This window comes from Streptomyces pacificus (assembly GCF_011766325.1).
In the GTDB taxonomy this organism is placed as follows: Bacteria; Actinomycetota; Actinomycetes; order Streptomycetales; family Streptomycetaceae; genus Streptomyces; species Streptomyces pacificus.
Genome location: NZ_BLLG01000001.1, coordinates 392454 through 415379 on the forward strand (window position 1 = coordinate 392454; position 22926 = coordinate 415379).

Sequence of the window (22926 nt, forward strand, 5' to 3'; positions counted from 1 at the left end):
AGGCGTGCCGGACGACGTGGGGGGCAGGCCGTTCCCGGACGGCTGGGAGCCTGACGACGACCGCGGAGGCGCGGACCAGGACTTCGCCTCCGTGGTGTTCGACGAGGACTTCGTCCGGGCGGCGGAGGTCCATGAACCGAGTGCCGTGGAGCGGCTGCTCGCCGCCGCACAGGCCCGCGCCGAGGCCGAGGCGGCTCGCGCCCGATCGGGCCTCGCCCCCACCGACGACGAGTTCTGCGACGACGGCCGCGGCCCTGGCGGTGGATACGGCCGGGAGCGTGACCCCGGCGACATCGACCCCGACGGTCTCGACGGCTACGCCGACCCCTACGGGCCACACGGCGGCGCACTGAGGCCCTACCGGGGCTCCGCCCGCTGGCACCGTCCGGTCGCCTGGGTCCTCGCCGTGGTGATGGGCGTCGGCATGGTGGCCCTGGCCTTCACGGCCGTGTACCGGGGAGCGTCGGGAGGCAGCCAGGACCGGGTGCCCACACCGACCACCAGCGGCGTCGACATGCCGGGCGGGGGCATCGTCCCGGAGCGTGTGGCGAGCCCGTCCGCGTCGGCGGAGTACTCCGCGCCGGCCGTCTCCGCGGTTCCCCGCACGCGCTGACCGGGCCCGCCCCGGCGAGGGCGCCCCGGCATCCGGTGCCGCGCTCACGCGGACCGCAGCCAGGACCGGGTGCCCACACCGACCACCAGCGGCGTCGACATGCCGGGCGGGGGCATCGTCCCGGAGCGTGTGGCGAGCCCGTCCGCGTCGGCGGAGTACTCCGCGCCGGCCGTCTCCGCGGTTCCCCGCACGCGCTGACCGGGCCCGCCCCGGCGAGGGCGCCCCGGCATCCGGTGCCGCGCTCACGCGGACCGCCCGGGCCTACCCTGGAAGGTATGGCAGGGCGTGGAGACCCACCTGAGGGGACACCCGAGGGGCTCCCCGGCGGCGAAGACGACGAGTACCGCTCGGTCGTGTTCGACGAATCATTCGTCCGCGCCGCCCGCCTCCAGGAGTTCTCGGCGCAGGAGCGGATGGGAGACCACGCCAGGGCCGTCCGCAGCCGACCCGGATGGGGGCTGCGCAACGGGCCCCGGCACTTCCTGGTGCTGGTGCTGCTGATCGCCATGGCCTTCGGTGCCGTCCTCTACATGGGTGCGCGCCATCCCTACCGGCCGCCCGAGAGCCGGCCCGTCCAGGCGCTGCGGAGCACCGTCGTGCCGCTCGCCCCCGAGGGAACCGTGCCGGGCGGTGATCCGGCCGGCCTGTACGCCCGCAGCCCCGCGGCGGACTTCCGCACCGGAGCCGCCGGCATCACCCTTCCGGCCGTACGGCACACCAGGAACTTCTCCGACGGCCAGGTGATGACCGCGCTGACCGTTGCCAAGGACTATCTGGTGGAGTCCTCCGTCGACCCCGCCGTCCTCGGGCAGGGCACCGTACGGCCGGTGCGGGTGCTGCTCGACCCGGGCCAGCTGGCCCAGTTCGACCGGTCGATGAACGAACCCGAGGACGACGGCCGCCACGCGGCGACCGGCTGGCTCGTCCGCTTCGACCCCGACCGCGTCGCGCTGGCCGGCCCGGAGGTACGGGTCCGCGGCTCACTGGCCTTCGCCGAGGCCGGCCCCGACGCGCTGGAGGTGACCGCTGACCACACCTTCGCCTACACGGTGCGCCCGGCCGGGGCGGGAGGGGGCGCGACCGCCGCCGCGGACGGCCCGACCGCGGACGGGGCCTCCCTCTTCACCGTGCGGCGTCAGCTGCACTTCCGGTTCGACCGCGACGACCTGCGCGCCCACCGGGCCGAGCTGCTGTTCAGTCACACGGAGGCGGGCCCGATGTCCTGCTCGGCCGACGCTGCCGCCGTGATGCAGCCGCTGCTGGCCGGCCAGCGGGCGACCGGCAAGGGACCGGCCGGGACCGACCCGTACCAATCCGGCCGCGCCGCAGCGGCGGTCTGCGGGACCCTCTCGAGCGCCGGTCAGCCGCCGCGCTGACCCGTCGCCTCCGGCCCGTCATCCCCGGGACCGGTTCCTCTGTCCCCCGGGCCGCTTCCGCCACCGCCGCCGCGGCTCCCGCCGGACGCGGCCCCGGTGAACCTGTCGCGCAGCCGGCCGCCCAGATCCCCCGCGCCGCCGGCTATGTCCCCCACCAGCTTCATCAGCGGGTCCTTGCTGCCGCGCACCGAGTCCGCGTAGTGCGAGGCGGACTCGCGGAACGAATCGGTGACGGAGGCGTCCCCGTCCTCCGTGCGCCGCGGGTAGTGACCGTCCATGATCCGCTGGTAGTCGCGGCTCTCCGCCCACTTCTTCAGCTCGGCGGCGCGCACGGTGGTGAACGGGTGCGTCCTCGGCAGCATGTTGAGGATCTTCAGCACCGAGTCCCGCAGGTCGCCCCCTGCCTCGTACTCCTCGGCCTGCTCCAGGAAGGAGTCCACGTTCATCTCGTGGAGATGGTTGCCACCGGCGATCTTCATCAGACCCCGCATCGAGGCCTGCAGATCCTGGCCCACCAGGAGCCCGGCCCGGTCCGCGGACAGCTCGGACTTGCGGAACCACTCCCGCAGCGCGGTCACGATCGCCATGACGGCCATGTTGCCCAGCGGGATCCAGGCCACCTTCACCGCGAGACTGGTGAGGAACAGCAGGATCGTGCGGTAGACGGAGTGGCCGGACAGGGCGTGCCCCACCTCGTGGCCCACGACCGCCCGCATCTCCTCCTCGTCGAGCAGTTCCACCAGACCGGTGGTGACCGTGATGATCGGCTCGTCCAGGCCGATGCACATGGCGTTCGGCTTCGGGTCCTGAGTGACGTACATCTGCGGGACCTTCTCCAGGTCCAGGATGTAGCAGGCGTCGCGCAGCATCGTGTGCAGGTGCGCGAACTGGGTCTCGCTCACCCGCACCGAGTCGGACAGGAACAGCAGCCGCAGGCTGCGCTCCGGGAGCAGTCCGCTGAGCGCCTTGAACACGGTGTCGAACCCGCTCAGCCTGCGCAGGGCGACCAGCGCCGAACGGTCCGCCGGGTGCTCGTACGCACGCGAGGAGATTCCCGGGAAGCGTGTGCGGCGCCTGCCCGGCACGTTCTCGGAACTGCGGTCGGTCATGGTGCCCCCTGGCCTCTCGACACGTCCTGCCGTCGTCAGGGGACGTGCCCCGTCCCCCTGACAGACCCCACACTAAGCGCTGCGGTCTCTCTGCGGCGGGGCCTGTGGACAACTCCGCCCGGGCCCGGTCCCACCGGGCGGCGACCGCCCGGTGGGGCGCCGCACCCGGCCGGCGACCGGGGGCCGGCCGAGTCGACCGAGTCGGGGTGAGCGTGCCCGGAGCGCCCGCATACGATGTGTCCGAAGTCTCCGCTCCGACTCCGAGAATAGGGCCTGCAGAAGATGAGTCTCACCAGCACCGCCGCCACCCTGGTCACTCTCGCCGAGGACGCCGAGCACGGTGGCAGCCACCAAAGCCTCAGCGCCTACCTCACCGGTTTCGGCGCGCTGGGCGCGCTGCTCCTGCTGCTGTGGATCACCACCCGCTTCAACCGCGACCGCTGAGCCGGATCCGAACGGCAGTGCCAGTAGGCTCTGCACGCATGGGACAGCAGGAAGTGCCTACGGCCGGCCGCGGCAAGCGCCGACTCGGCGTCATGGGCGGGACGTTCGACCCGGTCCACCACGGACACCTGGTGGCCGCCAGCGAGGTGGCGGCCCTGTTCCACCTCGACGAGGTGGTGTTCGTACCGACCGGACAGCCGTGGCAGAAGGGGCACAAGGCGGTGTCGCCTGCCGAGGACCGCTATCTGATGACGGTCATCGCCACGGCTTCCAACCCGCAGTTCTCCGTCAGCCGCATCGACATCGACCGCGGCGGGCCGACGTACACCATCGACACCCTCCGGGACCTGCGGGCGCTCAACACCGATGCGGAGCTCTTCTTCATCACCGGGGCCGACGCGCTCTCCCAGATCCTCACCTGGCGGGATGCCGAGGAGTTGTTCTCCCTCGCGCACTTCATCGGCGTGACCCGGCCGGGTCACGACCTGACGGACGACGGGCTCCCCAAGGGAGGCGTCTCCCTGGTGGAGGTGCCCGCGCTGGCGATCTCGTCCACCGACTGCCGCGCGAGGGTCGCGCAGGGCGATCCGGTCTGGTATCTGGTGCCGGACGGTGTGGTGCGCTACATCGACAAGCGCCAGTTGTACCGCGGCGAGTAGGCCACGGAGAGGGGCACCGGTGAACGACCAGCAGTACCCGTACGACCCGTACGATGCGGACCCCCCGCAGCAGCCGCAGATCGTCGGCTACGACGCGTACGGGCAGCCGGTCTACCAGCAGCTCCGGCACGTCCCGCAGTCCCACGGCCACGACGCGTACGGCCGGTACTCCCCGGACCCGAACGGACCGCAGCACGAGCCGCAGCAGTCCCCGGCCTCCCCCGGGTACGGCTACGAGCCCTACGTCCAGCCCTGGCAGCAGACACAGGCCACGCAGCAGCCGGAGCAGCAGACGCGGCCGTACGATTTCTACGGCCGGGAGCAACCGCCCCAGGACGGCCACGACCTCGGTCCCGGGTACCACCACGGCTACGGCCCAGGCCACGACGGCCCAGGCCACGAAGCGGGCCCGGGGGCTCCCGCGGGCACCGGTCCGCAGGGGAGCCTGCCGTCCCAGCAGCCCGCCTTCCCCCAGCGGCCCCCCGCCCCGCAGTCGCACGGCGAGCACCGCGATCCCGCCCCGGCCGGGCCGGACCTGGGCGGCCAGGCCCTGCCCGGGCAGCGCCGTGCCCCGGCCGGTGCCGACGGCGAGTACCGCACCGAGCAGTTCTCCTTCGTCGAGGAGCCGGACGGCGACTCCGAGGACGTCATCGACTGGCTCAAGTTCACCGAGAGCCGGTCCGAGCGCCGGGAGGAGGCGAAACGGCGCGGTCGCCACCGGATCGTGGCACTCGCCGCCGTCCTCTCCCTCACCGTCGCCGGCGGCGCCGGTTACCTCTGGTACGCGGGCAAGCTGCCCGGCACCCCCGACCCCGGGGGCGCACAGACCACCGCGACCGGTTCGCAGAAGCGGGACGTGATCGTGCTCCACCTCCACAACACCAGGCAGGAGGGCACGTCGACCGCCCTCCTCGTGGACAACGCCACCACCGGGCAGGGCACCACCGTGCTGCTGCCGAACGCGCTGTCCGTCGCCGACGACGAGGGGGTCGCCACCACCCTCGGCAAGTCCGTCGACGAGGACGGCACCACCGGCACACGCGAGGCCGTCGGCACCCTGCTCGGCACCCGGGTCACCGGTACCTGGCGCCTGGACACCCCTTACCTGGAGAACCTCGTCGAGCTGGTCGGCGGTATCGACATCACCACCGATACGGCCGTACCAGGGGCGCAGAAGGGCGACGCGCCCCTGGTACGGCAGGGTGAGAACCAGACGCTCAACGGGCGCTCGGCCGTCGCCTACGCCACCTACCGCGCCCCCGCGGAGGCGGAGGCCGAGCAGTTGCAGCGATTCGGCCAGGTCGTGTACGGCGTGCTGCGGAAGATGCCGAGCGACGCCGGCGCCGCCACGGTGACCGTCGAGACCCTGGCCCAGATCCTCGACCCGTCGCTGCCCGAGAAGGACCTCGGAGCGTCGCTCGCCAGGCTCGCCGAGCGCGCCAAGGGCGGCGACTACCAGACCGCCGTGCTGCCCGTCCAGGACGACGGCACGCTCAGCCGGGACGTCGCCGACGGTCTGGTGAAGGACGTCCTTGGCGGCCGCGTCAGCGCACCGGAGCAGGGCGGGGCGGTCCGGGTGGCCGTCCGCGACGGCAGCGGCGGCGACGGCGCCACCGAGAGCACCAGGATCGTCCTGGTGAACGGCGGATACGCCTTCGTTGACGGGGGCAGGGCCGACCCCGGGCCGTCGACGCGGGTCGTCTACGGCGACGCGGCGCAGCAGCAGAACGCCGTGGAGGTCGCCAAGACCCTGGGCCTGGACGAGACCGCGGTCGCGAAGGGCGAGGCGGCCCCGAACGCCGACGTGCTGGTCGTTCTCGGCCAGGACTACGAGCCCCGGTGAGCCGACGGGGCCTGCGAGCGGGGTGCCGGGGCCGCCCGCGGTCCCGGGTGATCGGGTGAGCGACCCGGGTGCGACGTGTCCGCGCGCTGCGGGCCCTCCCGTCCCTGCGCCCTCCCGTCCCTGCGCCCTCCCGTCCCTGCGCCCTCCCGTCCCTTCCGCGCCGCCTGTTTGTGCCGCCCTTCCGTGCCGCCCGTCTGTGCGGTCCGTCCGTGTGGTCCGGAGGGACGCGGGCCGGGCGAGCGCCGTCCCGCGGTGAATTGCCGCGTGGGCCGTCCGCGGTCCGTGAGACCCTGTAAGGGTTCCGACCACCGACGAAAGCCTGCTTGTGACCGCTACGGACCGTTCCCTCGAGCTCATCGACGTCGCCGCACAGGCGGCGGCGGACAAGCTCGCGCACGACATCATCGCCTACGACGTCAGCGAAGTGCTGTCGATCACCGACGCGTTCCTGCTCGCCTCCGCCCCGAGTGACCGCCAGGTCAAGTCGATCGTGGACGAGATCGAGGAGAAGCTGCTCAAGGAGCTGGGCGCCAAGCCCGTGCGCCGCGAGGGCGACCGTGACGCGCGCTGGATCCTGCTCGACTACGTCGATGTCGTGGTCCACGTCCAGCACAGCGAGGAGCGGGTCTTCTACGCCCTGGAGCGGCTGTGGAAGGACTGCCCGGAGCTTCCGCTGCCCGAGGACGCCGCGAAGACCCGGGGCAGGGCCGAGGAGCACGCCAGGCTCACCGGCAGTGGATCGGACGGTGAGCTGAGCTGAGCCGCAGCGACACCGGCAAGGGCCGGGGCCGCCGCATCGTCCTGTGGCGGCACGGCCAGACCGCCTGGAACCTCGAACGCCGGTTCCAGGGCTCCACGGACATCGAGTTGACCGGCACCGGCGTCAGCCAGGCCCGGCGGTCCGCCAGGCTCCTCGCCTCACTGAAGCCGGACGCGATCGTCAGCTCGGACCTCAGCCGGGCGGCGGCGACGGCCGACGAGCTGGCCTCGATCACCGGCCACGCGGTCACCCGGGACCCCGCGCTGCGCGAGACCTACGCGGGCGCGTGGCAAGGGCTGACCCATGAGGAGATCGTCGAGCGCCACGGCGAGGAGTACGCCGCCTGGAAGCGCGGAGAGCCCGTGCGCCGCGGCGGCGGCGAGCTGGAGACCGAGGTCGCCGACCGGGCGGCGCCGGTCGTGCTCCGCCACGCCGACAAGCTGCCCGGCGGCGGCACGCTCGTCGTGGTGAGCCACGGCGGCACCATCCGCACGACGATCGGCAGGCTGCTCGGCTTGGAGGCCCGGCACTGGGAGGGACTGGGCGGCCTCGCCAACTGCTCCTGGTCGGTACTCGGAGAGGGCGCCCGAGGCTGGCGCCTGCTGGAGCACAACGCGGGCACGCTCCCCGAACCGGTCCTCGGCGACGACGACTGACGGCGCCGTACGGCCGGTACCGGGAAGCGGGCACCCACGGCGCCCGGAGCCCTTCGGAGTCCGCCCCGGGCCCGTGTCCCGCCACGAGCGCCCCGAAGCCGCCTCCGGCGGCGCACCGCCCGGCCCCGGCCCCGAAGCGGCCCGGCGCGTGGCGACCGGGAGCGGCCCGGGGCGTGCGGGCAGTGCGGGCGGTGCGGGCGGTGTGCCTGGTGCGGACGGCCCTGGGGCCGGCCGATTTCACTTTCCGGCTGGTCACAGGCTAAGGTTCTTCTTGTTCGCAGCGCGGAGCGCGAAGAACGCAAGGGGCTATAGCTCAGTTGGTAGAGCGCTTGCATGGCATGCAAGAGGTCAGGAGTTCAATTCTCCTTAGCTCCACGTTTTCGCAGGCGTCATCGTCGATTTCACGGTCGCCATCGTCAGCGTCATCCGGATCCCGTCCCCGGCAGGGGGCGGGATTCCGTGTTTCCGCGGTCCGCGGAGAGCCCCACCCGGTGCCCGCGGCGACCTCCGCCGACCCGGCGGCACGGGTTCGCCGACGCCGGTGTCCCCCTCGCCCCGCCATGGCAGAATCGGGACGGCTGAAGGGGGGCGAAGGCCTGGACGGGAGGGAGGGGCGATGCCCGGAGGCGGCGACGAGGGCGACGAACGGCTCCTCGCTGCCGAAGTCCGGACTCACCTCAACTGCCCCTCCTGCGGTTCGTTCCACGTTGCCCAAGTGCTCGGCGACAACGGAGGTATCTCGTACGTGTGCACCGCCTGCGGCCACAGCTGGAGCTGAATGATGGGTGCACACCGGAGGAAGTGCGACTGGTGCGGCAGCGGCACGCCGATCGTCCGGGACATGGACCCGGTCAATCCCGGATACCAGTACTGGTGCGAGGAGTGCGCGCGGGCGCTGATCATAAAGGGCGATCCCATCGAGACCTATCGTGAGCTCGAGGGGGAGCCGATCTACGGACGGCTGCTGGACGAGCACTGCGCGCTGAAGCGCTTCTACTCGTTCGCCAGGGCATGACGTCCTTCCCGGCCGTGGAAGCGCACGTCAGCACCCGCATCGATGTGCACGGGAAAGGATTTGGCGGACCACCGGGGGAACCGTGTAGTGTTCTCGGTGTCGCCGCGGGGGAGACCCCGGGAAGCAAGACGGCGGACGGCAAGGGGCTATAGCTCAGTTGGTAGAGCGCTTGCATGGCATGCAAGAGGTCAGGAGTTCAATTCTCCTTAGCTCCACAGCGGCTCGTCAGAGTACACGGGCAGAGCACATGGAGGAGGGCCATCCGATCGGATGGCCCTCCTCCATGTGTCAACCCCGGCCGCTGCCGAGCGCCTTGCGGTCGCCGCCCGGCGGCAGGGCCGGCTTCGCGCTCCGTGCAGCCGGTGCCTGCTCGATGCGCAGTGCCAGCGCGGGACAGCGGCGCACGGCCCGCTGCGCGCGGCCTTGCAGATGCGTCGGAACCGCCGCCTCCGCCACTGAGGGGTAGCCGTCGGCGCCCATGCGTATCAGCTCCGGCACGATCTCCGCGCAGATCCCGTGGCCCTGGCACAGCGTCCAGTCCACCGCGAGCTTCTCACCGCTCGGGATGGACTCCTGCGCCTCCTGGCCGACGGGACCGGGAAGCGGCAGCACGCCGACCGTCTCCCGGCCGCAGCCGCCGTGGAGGACGTGCGCGGCCAGGTCGTCCGTGAACGCCGACAGGGTCGAGGCGAAGAACCGGGCGGAACCGTCGGGGTGCTTGCACGCTCCGCGGCCCTTGACCGCCTGTGTCACCTCGCGCAGCGCCTCCAGGGCGGCCGGACCGCCACCGTTGATCACGTCGGAGAGGCCGCCGGCCGCCGCGGGCAGGCCGAGCTTGCACGGTCCGCACTGGCCCGCGGTCTCGGCGGCGAGCCAGTTGGCCACCCGCTGGGCCTCACCCAGCGGGCAGGTCTCCTGGCCGATCGGGAGGATCGCGCCGGCGCCGAGCGCCCCGCCGACATTGGCCAGCGACTCCCGGGAGATCACGGCCTCGTGGGTGGCGGCGGCGTCGATCCAGTTGCCGTGGTAGCCACCGGTCAGCACGCCCTGGGGAACCGGCGGTGCCCCCGCGAGCTGCAGCACGTACCGCATCGGCACTCCGGTCGGCACCTCGATCACCATCGGACGCGCCACCGCCCCGGAGACCGTGAGCATCACCGTGCCCGGTTCGTTCTCCAAGCCCGTGTGTCCGTATCGGCGGGCCCCGATCCGCGCGGACACGGCCAGCTGGGCGAACGTCTCCGCGTTGGACAGCAGTGTCGGTGCCCCCGCCACACCGGACTCGGCGGCGCGCTCACGGCGCCCGGGAGGCAGCGCGGGGCCGCCGTTGATCGCCCGGATGATCGCCGAGGCCTCGCCGGAGACCATGCGCTCGGGGTTGCGCTGCACCCGTGCGCGCAGCTGCTGCCCCCGCCGGTCGGACAGTCCGCGCTCGGCCAGCGCCGCCCGGATGGAGACCTCCGTGGAGTTGCGGGTCACCGCGACGACCAGGGTGCGCGCGCCCAGCGCCTCGGCGGCCAGCAGCGCCCCGTCCAGGATCAGGTGGGGCGCCCGGTTGACCATCACCGTGTCCTTGCGGCACGCGGGTTCGTCCTCACTGGCGTTGATCACCACCACGGGCCGCACTCCGCGCCGGATGGCGGCCTTCGCCACGGCCCGCAGCTTCTGGGCGAACGGGAAGCCCGCGCCGCCGCGGCCGCGCAGGGATATGTTCTCGGCCAGCTGGGCCAGCCGCTCACCGCTCATGGGTTCGAGCGGGCCGTGCACCTTCAGGTGCATGGTCAGGTCGAGGCGCTCGACCAGGTCGAATCCCTGGGTGAGCTGGGGCAGGCCGACGACGCGGACCTCGGGGACATCGGGGAGCGGGGCGTTCACGGTCGTTCTCCTGCGGGTGCGTTCCACGGCTCACCGGCCGTCGGTGGATACAGCGGACCGGGCTGCGATCGGGTCTCGTTGCTCGAGCCCTGGAGCGGCTCGGCGGACGGTGGGCCGTCGTAGCGGCCCGGAGCGCCCGCGGCGCCGAAGGAGGCCGCGGGGTCGAACGAGCCCGTGCCGCCGAACGAGCCCGCGGGGTCGAAACCGCCGCCGGGCGGAGCCGCGTACGGCTCGCTGTAGCCGGAGGCCTCGGCCGTGCCGTGGGGGAGGTAGGGGTCGCCGGGGTTGCCGGAACCACGGGGTTCGTTGTGGTCGTTCTGGCTGTTGTGGCCGTTTGGAGCGTTGTGATTGCTGTGATTGCTGGGGGAGTCTGCGGGCGGCTGCGGGAAGGCCTGGGCCGGGGGTGGTGGGGAGGGCGTGGGCCAGCTCGCCGGCCGGGGCGCGGGGTCGTCGGGGACGACCGGCAGCTCCTCGGTCATCGGGATGCGCTCGGCATACGGCACATCGTCGGCGGAGCGCCCCTGCGGCGCCGTCGGTGCTCCGGTGCGCGGGGAGGCGTCACCCGCCCGGGAGACCGCGCGATAGGCGGCGGAGATCCCCGTCCCCGGGCCGTCGCCGGACAGCGGCCCGCCGATGACCGGTCCGGCGCCGGGGAAGGGCTCCGTGGCCGAGACCGGCCCGGACGGCAGGTCAGATGCCGTGCTGGGGAGCTGCTGGGTGGCTTCGTACAGCTGCGGTGACGGTGCAGCGAGCGTGCGCGGCTCGCCGCGCGGGGCTCCGACCGGCTGCCCCAGCGGGGCTCCGAGCGGCGAGCCCAGCGGGGCTCCGAGCGGCTGCCCCGGCCGCCGTCCCGGTGGGTCGCCGAGGTCGGCGCCGCCGGGCGGGAACCCCCGCTCGAAGCGGGCCCGGGGCTGTGCGGGGATGCCGGACGCGCCGGGAAGAGGGGACGACGCCATGTCGCGGGTGTTCTGCCCGGCGGCTCCGGGGACGTCCCGGGCGGCACCGGCCAGGCTCGTGATCTGCTCCACGATCCGCCTCTTCACCGGCAGCGGCAGCAGCCGCAGCGACACTGCGGCGGCGACTCCGAGCAGCGCCAGGCTGTACATCACGGTGACCCAGCCGTCGGCGGGGCGCCCCGCGTAGAGGCCGTGCACAAGAGCGAGGCACCAGGCCGGGTACGCCAGCATGTGCAGCGCCCGCCAGCGTCCCGCGAAGCGGCCGTTGCCGGCGAGTGCGCTGCGCGCGGCGCCGGTCGAGCCGGCGACGACCATCAGCAGACCGGCGAGCGAGCCGAAGCCGATGAGCCCGGACGTGCCGGTGATGCCGAGACTGAACGGCACCAGGGCGGCCAGCAGTTCGACGTGGTCGAGCGAGATCTTGATCGTGGCGTGCAGCAGCAGGAAGCCGAGCGAGGCGACAGCGGTGCTTCTGTGGATGGCCTGGGCGAGCAGGCGGTGGCGCGTGGAGAGGAACACGCGGTCGGTGGCGATCAGGCCCCAGGCGACCGACGCGGTCAGGGAGACCAGGGACAGCACGCCGGCGGCGAAGTCCAGCGCGGCCCGGAAGGCATCGTTGCCAAGGATCGCGAGCAGCGGGATGAGCACGAGAGCGGCGGCGATCAGTCCGCCCTGTGCCTGGCGGCTCAAGCCCGGGTCACCGGGCGACGAACGGATCTTGCGGCGAGGGTTCATGGGGGCTCCGAATGGTGCGGGAAAGCGGTCCCGTCGTCGCACTCTAAGTGGCGTCATTCCCATGGGTACGAGTTTTCGAGGTTTAGTGGTCAGCCTGGCCGACAACTGACTCTGGGGTTGCCCCGGATAGGGGTGATACGCCGAGTAACCCACGCCCTGCGAAACGGTTCTGCGTGCCCGGAGGCGGTGCCGTCCGCTCACCTGGCGGTCCTCTGCCGTCCTCTGCCGTCCTTCGCCGTCCTTCGGAGGCCGTCCTTCGGAGACCGCCCGGCGGCGGCCGCCTGGCAGGCGGTGCGTCCCGGGGTCCGGGTCCGGTTCCCGGCCTGCTCGCGGTGCGGGTGCTTCCGCCGTCCCCGGCCGTCCCCGGCCGTTCCGGTGGGCGGCTGTTCCGTGCGGCGGGAAGGAGGCCTGCGGTACCCTGGCGCCATGCGTGCCGTACGCCTTCTGCTTAGCGGGCCGCGCTGATCAGTCCCGGCCGGTGACCCACCCGGTCGGAATCGGCGCGGCGTCCCCTCCTGTGCGAGGGGATTTTTCATTTCGGGCAATCGCAGGCAGAGACGATCGATGGAGCTTTAAGGATCATGAGCGAGAAGAATTCCTCCCCGACGGCCTCCGGCACGGATGGGGCTCCCTCCGCCGAGGCGGCCGCACCCCACCGCTACACGGCGGCCGCTGCCGCCGACATCGAGGCGCGCTGGCAGGACTTCTGGGACGCCGACGGCACGTACGAGGCGCCCAATCCGAGCGGTGATCTGGCCGGCGGCGCCGATGTCGTGGCACGGCCCAAGAAATTCGTCATGGACATGTTCCCGTACCCCTCGGGTGCCGGCCTGCACGTCGGCCACCCCCTGGGCTACATCGCGACCGACGTCTACGCCAGGTACCAGCGGATGACCGGCCACAACGTGCTGCACACCCTGGGCTTCGACGCCTTCGGCCTGCCCGCCGAGCAGTACGCGGTCCAGACGGGCACACACCCGCGCGTGTCCACCGAGGCCAACATCGAGAACATGAAGACCCAGCTGCGCCGGCTGGGGCTCGGCCACGACAGGCGCCGCTCCTTCGCGACGATCGACCCGGACTACTACAAGTGGACCCAGTGGATCTTCCTGCAGATCTTCGGCTCCTGGTACGACGAGGAGGCGGGCAAGGCCCGTCCCATCGAGGACCTGGTCGCCCAGTTCGAGAGCGGTGAGCGCGCCACCCCGTCCGGGCGCCCCTGGAGTGAGCTGAGCGCCGTCGAGCGCGCCGACGTCCTGGGCGGCCACCGCCTGGCGTACGCCTCGGACTCGCCGGTCAACTGGTGTCCCGGGCTGGGCACCGTGCTGGCGAACGAGGAGGTCACCGCCGAGGGCCGTTCCGAGCGCGGCAACTTCCCGGTCTTCAAGGCCAACCTGCGGCAGTGGAACATGCGCATCACCGCCTACGCCGACCGGCTGCTGGCCGACCTCGACGCGCTGGACTGGCCCGAGGCCATCAAGCTGCAGCAGCGCAACTGGATCGGCCGCAGCGAGGGCGCACGCATCGCCTTCACCGTCGACGGCCGCGACGACGCCCGCGTCACCGTCTTCACCACCCGGCCGGACACCGTGTTCGGCGCCACCTACATGGTGCTGGCGCCCGAGCACGAGCTGATCGACTCGATCCTGCCCGCCGAGTGGCCCGAGGACGCCCGGGGCAGGGAAGCCTGGACCGGCGGTGCCGCCACCCCCGCCGGCGCCGTCGCCGAGTACCGCAAGAAGGCCCAGACCAAGAGCGACGTCGAGCGCCAGACCGAACACAAGGACAAGACCGGTGTCTTCACCGGCGCCTACGCGGTGAACCCGGTCACCGGGGCCCGTATCCCGGTCTTCGTGGCCGACTACGTGCTGATGGGCTACGGCACCGGCGCGATCATGGCCGTCCCCGGCCAGGACGAGCGGGACTGGGAGTTCGCCGAGGCGTTCGGCCTGCCCATCGTCCGCACCGTGCGCCCCCCGGAGGGCTGGGAGGGTGAGGCGTTCACCGGTCAGGGCCCGACGATCAACTCCTCGAACGACGAGATCTCCCTGGACGGCCTGGAGGTGGCCGAGGCCAAGACGAAGATCACCGAGTGGCTGGTGGCCAGGGGCGTCGGCGAAGCGACCGTCAACTTCCGGCTGCGCGACTGGCTGTTCAGCCGGCAGCGCTACTGGGGCGAGCCGTTCCCGATCGTCTACGACGAGGACGGTGTGGCCCACCCGCTGCCCGAGTCGATGCTGCCGCTGGAGCTTCCCGAGGTCGACGACTACTCGCCGCGCACCTTCGACCCGGACGACGCCGACACCCGGCCCGAGACCCCGCTGTCGCGCAACGCGGAGTGGGTAGAGGTCGAGCTGGACCTGGGCGAGGGGGCCAAGCGCTACCGCCGCGAGACCAACACCATGCCGAACTGGGCCGGTTCATGCTGGTACGAGCTGCGCTACCTGGACCCGCACAACGCCGACCGGATGGTAGACCCGGCGATCGAGCGGTACTGGATGGGCCCCCGCGAGGGGCAGCCGCACGGCGGTGTGGACCTGTATGTGGGCGGCGCCGAGCACGCCGTGCTGCACCTGCTGTACGCCCGCTTCTGGTCCAAGGTGCTGTACGACCTGGGGCACGTCTCCTCCGCCGAGCCGTTCCACAAGCTGTACAACCAGGGCATGATCCAGGCGCACGTCTACCGGGACGCCCGCGGCTTCCCGGTTCCCGCCGCCGAGGTCGAGGAGCGCGACGGCGGGTACGTCCACGGCGGCGAACCCGTCAAGCGCGAACTGGGCAAGATGGGCAAGTCCCTGAAGAACGCGGTCACCCCGGACGAGATCGCCGCCGAGTACGGTGCCGACACCCTGCGCCTGTACGAGATGGCGATGGGGCCCCTGGACGTCTCCCGCCCCTGGGACACCCGCGCCGTCGTCGGCCAGTACCGGCTGCTGCAGCGACTGTGGCGCAACGTCGTCGACGAGGCGACCGGTGAGGTCACCGTCGTGGACGCGGAGCCGGACGAGGCGACGCTGCGCGCCCTGCACAAGGCCGTCGACGGTGTCGGGCAGGACATGGCGGCGATGCGCTTCAACACCGCCATCGCCAAGATCACCGAGCTGAACAACCATCTGACCAAGACGGGCGGCCCGGTCGCCCGCTCGGTCGCGGAGCGCCTGGTGCTGCTGATCGCCCCGCTGGCGCCGCACATCGGCGAGGAGCTGTGGCACCGGCTGGGCCACTCCGGCTCGGTCGTGCACCAGGGCTTCCCGGTGGCCGACCCCGCCTACGTCGTGGACGAGACCGTGACCTGCGTCGTGCAGGTCAAGGGCAAGGTGAAGGCCCGACTGGAGGTCTCCCCGTCGATCGGTGACGCGGAACTGGAGGCGATGGCCGTGGGCGATCCCGCCGTCGTGGCGGCGCTGGGCGGCGCGGGCGTGCGCAAGGTGGTCGTGCGGGCACCGAAGCTGGTCAACATCGTCCCGGCGTAGCAGGAACCGCCCACTGGCCGGGGCCCGGGGGACCGCCGGGCCCCGGCCCTGACGTTCCCCCTACGGGCAGGTTGGGGGTTCCACCGGAGCCCTCGCCCCGCCCGCTCCGTTTACGGTGGAAGCACGCACGCACACCACCCGGAGACCTGCCGCACACCACCCGGAGGGGCGCTCATGGAAACCGCCGTACTGATCCTGGCGCTGCTCTTCGCCGCCTTCGTGGCCCTCGGGGTGTACGCGGGAGTGAAGGCGGTCGGCGCTGCCAAGCGAGGGGTGGACCGCACGATCAGCCAGGCGCGGCGCGCCGTCGAGGACACGACACTGCGGGCGAAGAGCTTCGGGCAGGTAGGCGTGGCCGGCGAACTGGCCCAGCTGAGAGTGCGTCTGCGCACGTCGATGAAGGCCACACAGGACGACCTGCACGCCGGGGCGGCCGAGGACGCGTCGCTGCGGGAGTCGATCGGGCTCTTCGACCGGCTCAGCGTGCACGGGCGGGAACTGGACGAGGAACTCCGGAGGCTGGAGTACGAGCCGGACCGCGACAGGACCAGGGAGCGGCTGCCGCAGCTGCGTGAGCGCGTCGAGCGGATCACCCACTCCGCCGAGTCCCTGCGCTGGGCCGCCAGGGACCGCGCGCGTTCCTTCGCCGAGGACGACCTGGAGTTCCTGGCCACCCAGATCGACATGGAGGCGGGAGCGCTGCGCGACTGGTCGCGCAGCGAGCCGGTGCGGCCCGAGCCCGCGGCGGAGGACCCTCCGCCGACGGCGGCGCGGGGGCCCTGGGCGCCCTCCGCGCCGGCACCGCGTCCTGCCGCGTCCGCGGGGGCACCGGAGGAACGGGGACCAGGGGAAGGGGCACCGGGGGATGCGGGGGATGCGGGGAATGCAGGGCCCGGGAGGGGTACCCGGGAGCCGCGGGCGATCCCGCCGCGAGACCCGCGCCTTTCGACCCGCTACCCCTGGGACAAGACCACCCGCCCGGAGAACACGCGGTAGTGCCGCGTGTTCTCCGGGCGGGGTGTGCGCGCCGGGGCGGGTCGGCGGTGCCGCTCGCCCCGGTGGTCCGTTGGGCGCCGTGTGCTGCCCGCCGGCCGTAGGGGCTGCCCCGGGACGGCAGCCGTCCGTGATACGGCAGTGAAGGATGGGGCGGGGTCGGGCTGCCGTGCCGCCCCCGGTGCGGGTAACCTCCCGCTCATGTCCCGCCATGTCGCGATCGTCACCGATTCCACGGCCTACCTGCCGCCGCAGACGATGGAGGCGCAGGGAATCACCGCGGTGCCACTGACCGTCGTGCTCGGGAACCAGGCGCTCGAGGAGGGTACCGAGATCTCGGCCCGATCCCTCGCGCAGGCGCTGGGGAGGCGCCGTGCCGTGACCACGTCCAGGCCGAGCCCGGGAACCTTCGCGGCCGCCTACCGGGCTGTCGCGGAGGCCGGTGCGACCGGCATCGTCTCGCTGCATCTGTCCTCGGAGTTCTCCGGTACCTACGACGCGGCGGTGCTGGCGGCGGAGGAGGCACCCGTCCCGGTCCGTGTGGTGGACACCGGCATGGTGGCGATGGCGCTGGGGTTCTGCGCCCTTGCAGCGGCCGGGGCGGTCGACGCCGGCGGCTCCCTCGACGAGGCGGTCGCCGCGGCCGAGAAGCGGGCCGCGCGCACATCCGCCTTCTTCTACGTCGACACTCTCGACTATCTGCGCCGTGGCGGCCGGATCGGCGCCGCTCAAGCGCTGTTCGGATCGGCGCTCGCGGTGAAGCCGCTGCTGCAGCTCGAAGGCGGCCGGATCGAGCTCAAGGAGAAGGTGCGTACGGCCTCCAAGGCGATCGCCCGGCTCGAGGAGATCGCGGCTGAGCGCGCCGGTACCGGCCCCGTGGACATCGCGGTGCACCATCTTGCCGCTCCCGACCGGGCGTCCGCACTGGCCGAGCGGCTGCGGCTGCGGCTGCCGAACCTGGGCGAGCTGCACGTCAGCGAGGTGGGCGCGGTGATCGGCGCGCACACGGGCCCCGGGTTGCTGGGGGCCGTGGTCTCGGCACGGTGAGGACGCGCGGTCACGGCGCGGCGGGGCCGGGGCCGGGGTCTGCGGGAGGAGGAGACGCCGCGAGGAGGCCGGAGCCCGGACGACGGCCGTACGGGCCCTGTCGGTTCGGTGCCGAGGCGCAGCGCGGCGGCGGGCAGGTTGTTCGCCTGGTTGACGACGGGTCCCGGTCCCCGCTGGTGTGAGGACGCGGGCGGTCCTTCCGGGCAGTGGTGGGGCAGCCATGGGGCGGTGGTTCCGGGCAGTGGTGGGGCAGCCATGGGGCAGTGGTGGCGCGGTAGTGGCGCGGAAGAGGCGCAGTGGTGGGGCGAACGAGCACAGCGGTCACTCCTGAGGGTGACGAAGTTTTCCACAACGGCCGGGTTTCCCACCGGAATTGACGCTGCTGAGCGGAGTTTCGCCGCACTCCCTAACGTCGGGTGTCATGACCGACCGATCACGCTCTGCGACCAGCGGCCCGGGACGTGCTCCCGCCTCGGACGGCCGTGCCCGTCATCGCCGGCAGCGGTTGCGGCCGGGGAAGGGGCCGGCGCCGGACCCGTCCAGCGCATCCTCGGCCACGTGCACGGCAGCGCCATCGGCCGTGCGGTTGCGCGCCCAAGCCCTCTTCCCCGCCTCGGACGCACCCCGGGCGGGCGGCGGGCCGCCACCCGGGCGCTTCCGGGAGCCGGCTGCCGTGCAGGCAACGGCACAGGGCCGGGAGCCGACCGTCGGGCAGGACGGGATGCGGGAGCCGGCCGCTCCGCCGGAGCGAGGGGGTGGCCGGGCCGCGCCAGCGCCCGGCTCGCGCGATCCGTCACGATCGGCGCGACCGACCGGAACCGGGCTGTCGCTGGGTGAGCGGACACGTCTGGCCTGGGGCGAGCGGATGCCGTCGTGGGTGCGGATGCGCTGCGGGCTGGCACCGAGGACGCTGGCCGCGCTCACGGTGGTCCTGGCCCTCGGGGTGGTTCTCGCCGCGCAGCACTTCCGGGCCGGCCGGCCGGAGCCGGTGCCCGCGCCGCAACTCGTCGGGGGCGCGCCTCCTGCGACGCCGGGCACCACCCCGCACGGGCCCTCGCCGGGGCCGCCGCCCGTGCCGAAGCCCACCGGGCGCATCGTCGTCGACGTGAGCGGGGGAGTCCTGCGGCCGGGCGTCCTCCACCTGCCGGCGGGGGCCCGGGTCGCCGACGCACTGCGGGCGGCCGGCGGGGTCAAGGCGGGCACCGACCTCGCCGGCCTCAACCGGGCGCGGGTGCTCATGGACGGCGAGCAGGTGGCCGTGGGTGTTCCTCAGGCCCCCGGCGGGCCGGCCCCCGGGCTGCACGGGCCGATGGACGGGGGCGCTCCGGGCGGGGGGCCGCTCAGCCTCAGCACCGCCACGGCGGAGCAACTCGACACCCTGCCGGGTGTGGGCCCGGTGCTCGCCCGGCACATCGTGGACTACCGCGCAGAGCACGGCGGCTTCCGCTCGGTCGGCGAACTCCGCGAGGTGAAGGGGATCGGCGACCGCCGGTTCGAGGACCTGCGACCGCTGGTGCGCCCATGACCCAGACGGCGGCAGGGCCCCCCGGGACCGAGCCGGGGCCGGGAGTGGCCGACGCCGTCGAGGAGCGTCCGGCCGATCTGCGTCTGGTGCTGCCCGCACTCGCCGCCTGGGGCGCCGCGGCCGTCGGTCTGACGGCTCGGGCGCCCTGGCCGGGTGTGACGGTGCTGGGCTGCCTCGCGGCTGCGGGCGCCCTCGTACTGTCCCTGACCGTCCGGGTGGCGCGCCGCCGCTCCTGGCATGGCGCCGGCAACAGGGTTGCCGCCGCCGCGGTGCTGCTGTGCACAGCAGCCGGCACGGCCGCGGGCGCACTGCGCGGCGCGGACCTGTACCGGGGCCCGGTGCCCGCGGCAGCGGGCACGTACGGCCTGATCACCGCGGAACTGACCGTCGTCACCGATCCGCGTGCGACCCGGCCGCAGGTATGGGGTGATCGTGCGAAGCAGCCGGCCGTCATGCTGGAGGCGCGGGTCGTCCGGGTCGCCACCGCGCACGCGGAGCCGATGGCCACCAGGGCGCCGGTGCTGGTGATCGTCCGGCCGGGGGCGGCGGCCGGCGCATGGCTGAGCCTGCTGCCGTCGACGCGGCTCACCCTCGACGCGCGGGCGGAGCCGCCGACGGAGGGGGAGGGCAGGTTCGCGGCCGTACTGAGGGCCCGGGGCACGGGACCACCCCGGATCACCGGACCGCCGACCACGGCGCAGCGCCTGGCGGGGAATCTGCGCGCGGGGCTGAGGCAGGCGACCGAGGCACTGCCGCCGGACGCGCGCGCCCTTCTGCCGGGGCTTGTCGTCGGCGACACCTCCCGCATCGGCACCGAACTGCAAGAGGCGTTCAAGGCGACGGACCTCACGCACCTGCTGGCTGTCTCCGGAAGCAACCTGGCCATCGTCCTGTTCCTGCTCATCGGCCCACCGGGAAGGGCGCTCAGAGCGGAACGAGGCGGTCTGGCCCCCCGGTTGGGCGTCCCGCTGCGCGCGACCGCGCTGTTCGGCGGCGTACTCACCCTGGGATTCGTCGTGGTGTGCCGGCCGGAACCGAGCGTGCTGCGCGCCGCGGCATGCGGAGCGATCACCCTGCTCGCCATCGGCACCGGCCGGAGCAGATCGCTGCTCCCGGCTCTGGCGGCTGCCGTACTGCTGCTGGTTCTGTGGGACCCGTGGTCGGCCCGTACCTTCGGTTTTCTGCTCTCCGTGCTGGCCACCGGCTCGCTCCTCACCCTTGCCCCGCGCTGGAGCGTGGGCCTGCGACAGCGCGGAGTGCCGGCTCGATGCGCAGGGGCCCTCGCCGCCGTCGCCGCGGCGCAGGCGGTGTGCGCACCGGTCGTGGTCGTGTTCGCCGAACGGATCAGCCTCGTGGCGATCCCCTGCGGTCTCCTCGCCGAGCCCGCCGTGGCGCCCGCCACGGTGCTGGGGTTCGCGGCGCTCGCCGCCGCACCCGTCTCGATACCGGTCGCCGAACTGCTGGCACGCTGCGCCGGCTGGCCGGTCCAGTGGATCGCCGGAGTCGCCCGCACCGGCGCCGGCCTCCCCGGCGCACAGGCCGAGTGGCCCGGTGGCTGGCGGGGTGCGCTGCTGCTGGCCGCGGTCATCGCCGCCGGGATGCTGATGGCACGCAGGGTGCCCCGGGGCCCCTGGCCCGCCGTGGGATGTGTCCTGCTGCTCGTCCTGGTGGTGCTGCGGCCGCCCCCGCTGACCAGGATCGTCACCGGATGGCCGCCGTCCGGCTGGTCGTTCGCCGTGTGCGACGTCGGCCAGGGCGACGCCGCGGTTCTGGCCGCGGGTGAAGGGACGGCCGTGGTGGTGGACGCCGGGCCCGATCCGGCGCTGACCGACCGCTGCCTCCACGAACTGGGTGTCAGGAGGGTGCCTCTGCTGCTGCTGACCCACTTCCACGCCGATCATGTGGCGGGGCTGCCCGGTGCCCTGCGGGGCAGAAGCGTCGGCGCCATCCAGACGACGGGCCTCGAAGAGCCGCGCGAACAGGCTGAGTTCGTGCACCGGACCGCCGATGCTGCCGGTGTGCCCCTGATCCGTCCAGGACCGGGGGAGCGACGGCGTGTGGGAGGCCTCACCTGGCGGGTGCTCTGGCCGGTGCCCGGGACGGGAACCGGCACAAAGCCGTCGGAGCCCAACGACGCGAGCGTCACCCTGCTCGCGCGGACGGAAGCGGGGGTGTCGCTGCTGCTCCTCGGGGATCTGGAACCCCCCGCGCAGCAGGCGCTGATGAGGGCCCATCCGGCCCTCTCGCGCGTCGACGTGCTCAAGGTCGCGCACCACGGGTCGGGCTTCCAGCATCCGGCTCTGCTCGCGGCGGCCCGGCCCCGGCTGGCGCTCATCTCCTGCGGCCGGGGCAACCCGTACGGGCACCCGTCGCCCCGGACCGTCGCCGCTCTGCGGTCCCAGGGCGCCTTGGTGCTGCGTACAGACAGGGACGGGGCGATCGCCGTCATGGGCTCCGGGGGAGATCTGCGAGCAGTACCACGCGGCTCCCGGACTTCGAGGGCGCCATGAACGGCTTCGTCAGTCCAGCCACTGTCCGCCGCGCATCAGCAGACGGCCCGGCTGCTCGTTCTCCTCCCGCCAGGCCTTGACCGTGTGAGGGGTGATCCGCAGGAAGACGCACTGGGCCCCGTCGCGCGGGTCCCAACCGAGCTTCGCCGAGAACGCACGGGCGGAGTCGGCTGCCAGGGCGTCGCATTCCACGACCTCGGCGGTGCCGGACAGGTGCACGACGTCAGTGGCCGGGCCGACGGTGACGACGGCCTCGCCGCGCGGTGTCAGATTGCGGGCGGTCACGGTGTCGCGCCGGGTGCACATCAGCAGCGTGCCCCGGTCCCACAGGAACCACAAGGGCACGAGTGCGGGCCTGCCGTTCGCCGATGAGGTGGCGACCCAGGCGTCACGGTCCTGCGTCAGTCGGCTGAGGGTGTCCTTCCTTCGCTGCGCACGGTTGCGGACCGGCCCGGGGCTCATCATGACCTGAGAGCGTACGCCGCGGGTGCGTTCCGGCACGTCAGGCAGCGGACGGAGGCGGCTCCGCCCGACGTCCTAGGACCTTTGACGTATGGCGGGTGCGGTCAGCGCCTGCGGCAGGGACCGCACCCGCGCACACGGCGAGGCCCTCCCCGCGGCAGGGCGGCCTCTCGGCCGGAGGCCGTGGGCAGCGTCCCCGCCGCATCGGGGCCGACCGCCCCGGCCGGGCCGACTCGGAGGTGCCGCGAGACTCTTGGCAGGGGCAGGGGCAGGGGCAGGGGCAGGGGCAGGGGCAGGGGCGGGTCCGTGCCGGGGGAACACCGCGACGCCCCCCGGGGGGTCACCGGTCGCCTCTCCTCGCCGCTGCCGGGACGGCAGGGCGCTCGCCGGGAGCACGGCACAATGTGGCGGTGAGTGATGTGAGACATGTGCTCGTCCTGCCGGACCGTGACGCCGCAGAAGAGGTCCTCGAGGCGATCGGGGATCGCTTCGGCGTGGACGACGAGCCCCGGCTGGTGCGCGACGCCCTGGCGGGGGAGGACGATGCGGAGGACGCACAGTGGCTTGTGGTCGTCGAGGACCCGGAAGCCAGGCTGAGCCCCGCCGAACTGGACGACTTCGTGGCCGGCTGGGACGGCTGGCGGGAGGAGCCCTAGCGGCTCCGGCAGCCCGCCCGTCGAACGTCCGCCGAACACCCGTCGAACGCGCGCCGAATGTCTGCGTACCGTTCGCGTACCCACCGTTCGCGGGCTGCGTTCCGGGGCCGGGAGGGGCGTGCTTCGCCCCGGTGCCGGTGCCGGGGCGGCGAGCGCCGGACAGGGCCGTCGGTGCCGGCACCGCGAGCGCCGGGCAGGGGCCGCCGGTGTCGGTGGCCC

At 73.2% G+C, this 22926-nt stretch carries 20 protein-coding genes and 2 tRNA genes; 17 read left to right on the forward strand and 5 right to left on the reverse strand.

The genetic code is table 11. From position 1 onward, the window contains the following. Positions 1 to 4 precede the first annotated feature (4 nt). Positions 5 to 613, forward strand: coding sequence for an SCO2584 family spore wall biosynthesis protein (locus tag SCWH03_RS01585; protein WP_173260800.1), 609 nt, complete (start codon positions 5 to 7; stop codon positions 611 to 613). A gap of 44 nt (positions 614 to 657) precedes the next feature. Here SCWH03_RS01585 and SCWH03_RS01590 read toward each other — a convergent pair whose 3' ends face one another. Next, positions 658 to 804 carry a hypothetical protein gene (locus SCWH03_RS01590; RefSeq protein WP_173260802.1) on the reverse strand — a complete coding sequence of 49 codons (147 nt, stop codon included), beginning with the start codon at positions 802 to 804 and terminating at the stop codon, positions 658 to 660. A gap of 84 nt (positions 805 to 888) precedes the next feature. On the opposite strand from SCWH03_RS01590, the gene SCWH03_RS01595 reads away from it, so the two are divergent. Further along, complete coding sequence (locus SCWH03_RS01595) at positions 889 to 1989, forward strand: SCO2583 family membrane protein (protein WP_173260807.1); 1101 nt, start codon at positions 889 to 891, stop codon at positions 1987 to 1989. Here SCWH03_RS01595 and SCWH03_RS01600 read toward each other — a convergent pair. Further along, on the reverse strand, positions 1974 to 3098 hold the full coding sequence (locus SCWH03_RS01600) for a M48 family metallopeptidase (RefSeq protein ID WP_173260809.1): 1125 nt from the start codon (positions 3096 to 3098) through the stop codon (positions 1974 to 1976). The genes SCWH03_RS01595 and SCWH03_RS01600 overlap by 16 nt on opposite strands. Positions 3099 to 3380: 282 nt before the next feature. Between SCWH03_RS01600 and SCWH03_RS01605 the strand changes: the two genes are divergently transcribed. From SCWH03_RS01605 to SCWH03_RS01645, 9 genes are all read left to right on the forward strand, one after another. Beyond that, positions 3381 to 3542: a hypothetical protein gene (locus SCWH03_RS01605; RefSeq protein ID WP_173260811.1), complete on the forward strand. Its 162-nt coding sequence runs from the start codon at positions 3381 to 3383 to the stop codon at positions 3540 to 3542. 38 nt (positions 3543 to 3580) lie between these two features. After that, the gene (gene nadD / locus SCWH03_RS01610; protein WP_173260813.1) at positions 3581 to 4201 is read left to right on the forward strand and encodes a nicotinate-nucleotide adenylyltransferase; all 621 of its coding nucleotides are present in this window, start codon (positions 3581 to 3583) and stop codon (positions 4199 to 4201) included. Positions 4202 to 4220: 19 nt separating this feature from the next. Further along, on the forward strand, positions 4221 to 6044 hold the full coding sequence (locus tag SCWH03_RS01615) for an LCP family protein (protein ID WP_173260816.1): 1824 nt from the start codon (positions 4221 to 4223) through the stop codon (positions 6042 to 6044). 325 nt (positions 6045 to 6369) lie between these two features. Beyond that, positions 6370 to 6804, forward strand: coding sequence for a ribosome silencing factor (gene rsfS, locus SCWH03_RS01620; RefSeq protein ID WP_173260818.1), 435 nt, complete (start codon positions 6370 to 6372; stop codon positions 6802 to 6804). Continuing rightward, the gene (locus tag SCWH03_RS01625) at positions 6801 to 7460 is read left to right on the forward strand and encodes a histidine phosphatase family protein (protein WP_173261388.1); all 660 of its coding nucleotides are present in this window, start codon (positions 6801 to 6803) and stop codon (positions 7458 to 7460) included. The genes rsfS and SCWH03_RS01625 overlap by 4 nt, the downstream gene beginning before the upstream one ends. Before the next feature lie 302 nt (positions 7461 to 7762). Then, a tRNA-Ala gene (locus tag SCWH03_RS01630) sits at positions 7763 to 7835 on the forward strand. Between the two features lie 241 nt (positions 7836 to 8076). Beyond that, positions 8077 to 8238, forward strand: coding sequence for an IS1 family transposase (locus SCWH03_RS01635; protein ID WP_173260820.1), 162 nt, complete (start codon positions 8077 to 8079; stop codon positions 8236 to 8238). Positions 8239 to 8241: 3 nt separating this feature from the next. Then, positions 8242 to 8475: a hypothetical protein gene (locus tag SCWH03_RS01640; RefSeq protein WP_173261390.1), complete on the forward strand. Its 234-nt coding sequence runs from the start codon at positions 8242 to 8244 to the stop codon at positions 8473 to 8475. 142 nt (positions 8476 to 8617) lie between these two features. After that, positions 8618 to 8690, forward strand: a tRNA-Ala gene (locus tag SCWH03_RS01645). 73 nt (positions 8691 to 8763) lie between these two features. Here SCWH03_RS01645 and SCWH03_RS01650 read toward each other — a convergent pair. Together SCWH03_RS01650 and SCWH03_RS01655 are read right to left on the reverse strand one after the other, a co-directional pair. Next, positions 8764 to 10350 carry an NADH-quinone oxidoreductase subunit NuoF family protein gene (locus tag SCWH03_RS01650; protein WP_173260821.1) on the reverse strand — a complete coding sequence of 529 codons (1587 nt, stop codon included), beginning with the start codon at positions 10348 to 10350 and terminating at the stop codon, positions 8764 to 8766. Further along, entirely contained in the window at positions 10347 to 11996 is a 1650-nt protein-coding gene (locus SCWH03_RS01655) for a hypothetical protein (protein WP_173260823.1), read from the reverse strand. The genes SCWH03_RS01650 and SCWH03_RS01655 overlap by 4 nt, the downstream gene beginning before the upstream one ends. 626 nt (positions 11997 to 12622) lie before the next feature. Here SCWH03_RS01655 and leuS point away from each other — a divergent pair. The 5 genes from leuS (at position 12623) to SCWH03_RS01680 (ending at position 21589) form a co-directional block, all read left to right on the forward strand. After that, entirely contained in the window at positions 12623 to 15514 is a 2892-nt protein-coding gene (leuS, locus tag SCWH03_RS01660; protein ID WP_173260825.1) for a leucine--tRNA ligase, read from the forward strand. Between the two features lie 174 nt (positions 15515 to 15688). Continuing rightward, positions 15689 to 16510, forward strand: coding sequence for a hypothetical protein (locus SCWH03_RS01665; protein WP_173260827.1), 822 nt, complete (start codon positions 15689 to 15691; stop codon positions 16508 to 16510). A 198-nt stretch (positions 16511 to 16708) separates the two neighbouring features. Then, entirely contained in the window at positions 16709 to 17554 is an 846-nt protein-coding gene (locus SCWH03_RS01670; protein ID WP_173260829.1) for a DegV family protein, read from the forward strand. An 865-nt stretch (positions 17555 to 18419) separates the two neighbouring features. Next, positions 18420 to 19079 carry a ComEA family DNA-binding protein gene (locus SCWH03_RS29745; RefSeq protein ID WP_173260830.1) on the forward strand — a complete coding sequence of 220 codons (660 nt, stop codon included), beginning with the start codon at positions 18420 to 18422 and terminating at the stop codon, positions 19077 to 19079. After that, positions 19076 to 21589, forward strand: coding sequence for a ComEC/Rec2 family competence protein (locus SCWH03_RS01680; protein WP_173260832.1), 2514 nt, complete (start codon positions 19076 to 19078; stop codon positions 21587 to 21589). Before SCWH03_RS29745 ends, SCWH03_RS01680 begins: the two co-directional genes overlap by 4 nt. Before the next feature lie 9 nt (positions 21590 to 21598). On the opposite strand, the gene SCWH03_RS01685 is transcribed toward SCWH03_RS01680, so the two are convergent. Further along, on the reverse strand, positions 21599 to 22054 hold the full coding sequence (locus tag SCWH03_RS01685; RefSeq protein ID WP_173260834.1) for a pyridoxamine 5'-phosphate oxidase family protein: 456 nt from the start codon (positions 22052 to 22054) through the stop codon (positions 21599 to 21601). 407 nt (positions 22055 to 22461) lie between these two features. Between SCWH03_RS01685 and SCWH03_RS01690 the strand changes: the two genes are divergently transcribed. Next, positions 22462 to 22707, forward strand: coding sequence for a hypothetical protein (locus tag SCWH03_RS01690; protein WP_173260836.1), 246 nt, complete (start codon positions 22462 to 22464; stop codon positions 22705 to 22707). Positions 22708 to 22926 lie beyond the last annotated feature (219 nt).

Bases quoted from the DNA above. Each gene is read 5' to 3' on its own strand.
- SCWH03_RS01595 (WP_173260807.1), top strand. From the start codon at position 889: ATGGCAGGGCGTGGAGACCCACCTGAGGGGACACCCGAGGGGCTCCCC.
- SCWH03_RS01600 (WP_173260809.1), bottom strand. From the start codon at position 3,098: ATGACCGACCGCAGTTCCGAGAACGTGCCGGGCAGGCGCCGCACACGC.
- SCWH03_RS01605 (WP_173260811.1), top strand. From the start codon at position 3,381: ATGAGTCTCACCAGCACCGCCGCCACCCTGGTCACTCTCGCCGAGGAC.
- nadD (WP_173260813.1), top strand. From the start codon at position 3,581: ATGGGACAGCAGGAAGTGCCTACGGCCGGCCGCGGCAAGCGCCGACTC.
- SCWH03_RS01635 (WP_173260820.1), top strand. From the start codon at position 8,077: ATGCCCGGAGGCGGCGACGAGGGCGACGAACGGCTCCTCGCTGCCGAA.
- SCWH03_RS01640 (WP_173261390.1), top strand. From the start codon at position 8,242: ATGGGTGCACACCGGAGGAAGTGCGACTGGTGCGGCAGCGGCACGCCG.
- leuS (WP_173260825.1), top strand. From the start codon at position 12,623: ATGAGCGAGAAGAATTCCTCCCCGACGGCCTCCGGCACGGATGGGGCT.
- SCWH03_RS01665 (WP_173260827.1), top strand. From the start codon at position 15,689: ATGGAAACCGCCGTACTGATCCTGGCGCTGCTCTTCGCCGCCTTCGTG.
- SCWH03_RS01670 (WP_173260829.1), top strand. From the start codon at position 16,709: ATGTCCCGCCATGTCGCGATCGTCACCGATTCCACGGCCTACCTGCCG.
- SCWH03_RS29745 (WP_173260830.1), top strand. From the start codon at position 18,420: ATGCCGTCGTGGGTGCGGATGCGCTGCGGGCTGGCACCGAGGACGCTG.
- SCWH03_RS01680 (WP_173260832.1), top strand. From the start codon at position 19,076: ATGACCCAGACGGCGGCAGGGCCCCCCGGGACCGAGCCGGGGCCGGGA.
- SCWH03_RS01685 (WP_173260834.1), bottom strand. From the start codon at position 22,054: ATGATGAGCCCCGGGCCGGTCCGCAACCGTGCGCAGCGAAGGAAGGAC.